At 64.8% G+C, this 2,922-nt stretch carries 2 protein-coding genes; both read right to left on the bottom strand.

Annotated features, from left to right (window positions below):
• On the bottom strand, positions 1–1,706 hold a 1,706-nt coding region (locus EN994_RS25335), incomplete at its 3' end, for an efflux RND transporter permease subunit (protein WP_164746172.1).
• Positions 1,703–2,922: efflux RND transporter periplasmic adaptor subunit (locus tag EN994_RS25330; RefSeq protein ID WP_127307896.1), on the bottom strand; the 1,220-nt coding region annotated here is incomplete at its 5' end. The genes EN994_RS25330 and EN994_RS25335, both read right to left, overlap by 4 nt.

Genomic DNA, 2,922 nt, shown 5'->3' with positions numbered 1-2,922 from the left:
GAGATGTCCTGGCGGGCAATGGTGGTCACCGATATCTGGCCGATATCCTCTTGCGGGAAGAAGCCCTTCGGCGAGATCTGGATCAGCCACACCGACGCTGCCGCGGTGCCGACGAAGACGAGGAACACCAGGAAGGTGTGCCGCAGGCAGAAGCTCAAGACCCTGTCGTAGCCGCGCGTGACGAGGTCCTGCTTGTGACCGGGGCCATGCTTGTCGCGGTCGGCTTTGGTCACCGACAGCAGCCGCGAGCACAGCATCGGCGTCAGCGTCAGCGACACGAACATCGACGCCAGGATGGCGACCGTCACCACCACGGCGAACTCGTTGAAGATGCGCCCGATGACGCCGCCCATCAGCAGCACGGGGATGAAAACCGCCACCAGCGAGATCGAGATCGAGATGATGGTGAAGCCGATTTCGCGCGCGCCCTTCAGCGAGGCGTCGAAGGCCGACAGCCCGTCCTCCTCCATGTGGCGGAAGATGTTTTCAAGCATCACGATGGCGTCGTCAACGACGAGGCCGACCGCCAGCGTCAGGCCCATCAGCGAGATGTTGTCGATGGAAAAGCCGAACAGGAACATCGCGCCGAGCGTGGCGATCAGCGAGATCGGCACCGCCACGGCCGGGATGATTGTCGCCGTCACCCGGCGCAGGAACACGAAGATCACCATGATGACCAGGGCAATGGTGAGCAGCAGCGTGAACTGCACGTCGCTGACCGCCTGCCGGATCGAACTGGAGCGGTCGTTAAGCAACTTGATGTCGGCGGCGGCCGGCATCTGGTCCTTGAAGGACGGCAGCATCGCCTTGACCTTGTCGACGACGTCGACAGTGTTGGCGTCGGGCTGGCGCTGCACGGCCATGATGATCGCGCGGGTGCCATCGTACCAACTTGCGGTCGTGGTCGTCTGCACCGAATCGACCACGCGGGTCACCTCGCCCAGCCGTACCGGGTGACCGTTCTTGGTGGCGATGATGATGTTGGAGAAACCGGCGGCGTCGGTCAGCTGCGTGTTGGCGGTGATGGTGAGCTGCTGCTTGTCGTTCTGGAGCACGCCGAGCGGCGTGTTGCTGTTGGCCGAGGCAACCGCCGCCTGCAGCTGATCGATCGAGATGCCGCGTGCGGCAAGCGCGGTCGGGTCGATCTGGATGCGCACCGCGTATTTCTGCTGGCCGAAGATCGAGACCTGCGCCACGCCGTCGATGGTCGACAGCGACGGCGAGATGACGTTTTCCGCGAACGCATCGAGGTCGGTCAGCGGAACCGTGTCGCTGACCAGCGACATCAAAAGGATCGGCGCGTCGGCCGGATTGACCTTGCGATAGCTCGGCGGCGCCGTCATCTGCGGCGGCAATGATTTCTGCGTGCGCGCGATCGCCGCCTGCACGTCGGCCGCCGCCGCGTCGATGTCTCGGTTGAGCACGAACTGGATGGCGATCGAAGTCTGGCCAAGCGAATTGGTGGTCGAGATCGAATCGATGCCGGCGATGGTGGCGAACTGCTTGATCAGCGGCGTCGCCACCGATGTCGCCATGGTTTCCGGCGAGGCGCCGGGCAGCGAGGCCGAGACGTTGACCACCGGGAATTCGGCGCTGGGCAGTGCGGCCACCGGCAGGAACTTGTAGGCGAACAGCCCGCCCAGCACGAGGGCGAACGACATCAGAAGGGTGGCGACGGGCCGGCGTATGCAGAATTCGGAGATCATTGGGCGGCCTCGCCGGCGCTGGTCGCCTCGGCCACCTTGGGCGCAGCGGCACCCGCCGTGGTCTTGCCTTCATGCACCGCGGCGCCGTCCTTCAGCCGTGTCTGGCCCTCGGTGACAACCTTCTCACCGCTTTTCAGCCCCTGGCTGATGGCGCTGTTGTCGCCTTCGGTCAGCGCCACCTGCACCGGCCGCATCTCGACCGTGTTGTCCGGCTTGACCACATAGACGAAAGGGCCCTTCTGGCTTGGCTGCACGGCGACGGTAGGAACCGATGTCATCTGCGGCATGATGCCGGCGTCGAGCACGACATTCACATACTGGCCGGGCCATAGCGAAAGGTCGGCATTGGGAATACTTGCCCGCGTCGCGATAGTGCCCGACGCAGTGTCGACGCTGGAGTCGACGAAATCGAGCGTGCCCTTGCCGATCGGCGTCGCGTCACCATCCTTGGTCAGTGTCACCGCGCCCTGCTGCGGATTGGCAAGCGCCTTGTGCAGCAGGGCGAGATTGCTTTCCGGCAGATTGAAGTTGACCTGCAGCGGGTCCATCTGGGTGATGGTCACCAGCGGGGTCGCCGTGCTGCTGTTGCCATTGCTGACGGTGACGAGATCGCCGACGGCGACTCTGACCGCACCCAGCCTGCCGGAAATCGGCGCCGTGATCGTGGCGAAGCCAAGCTGGACATTGTCGGCGTCGATTGTCGCCTTGTCGGCGTCAACGGTCGCAGCGGCAGCCTTCTGCGCGGCGACGGCCTGGTCGTAGGTCTGCTGCGTGCCGGCCTGCTTGGCAACCAGATCCTTGGCGCGCTGGAGATCGGACTGCGAGCTGGCGAGCATCGCCTGATCCTTGGCGAGCGCCGCTTGATCCTTGGCAAGCTGCGCCTTCAGCGCCCGGTCATCGAGCGAGAACAGAACGTCGCCGACCCTGACCATCTGCCCATCCTTGACGTCGATCGAGACGATCTGGCTGGACACCCGCGCGTTGATGTTGACGACGGCGGGAGACGAGACGAAGCCGATCGCATAACGCCGGATCGGGAAATCGGCTGTCGAGGCGACGGCCGAGAGGATGGAAGCCGAGCGGGCGGCACCGCCGCCACCTGCCGCCTTGTCGCCCGCTGCCGGCTTGCCGGTTGCCGATTTGTCCGCGGCAGCGACCTGCTTTGCGCCGATGAGCTGCTGAGCCTTGCTCAGCGCGTCCGGAGACACATAGAGCC

This window comes from Mesorhizobium sp. M7A.F.Ca.CA.002.09.1.1 (genome assembly GCF_003998555.1).
Taxonomy (GTDB): Bacteria; Pseudomonadota; Alphaproteobacteria; order Rhizobiales; family Rhizobiaceae; genus Mesorhizobium; species Mesorhizobium ciceri.
This window is presented reverse-complemented; position numbering and strand designations above follow the sequence as displayed.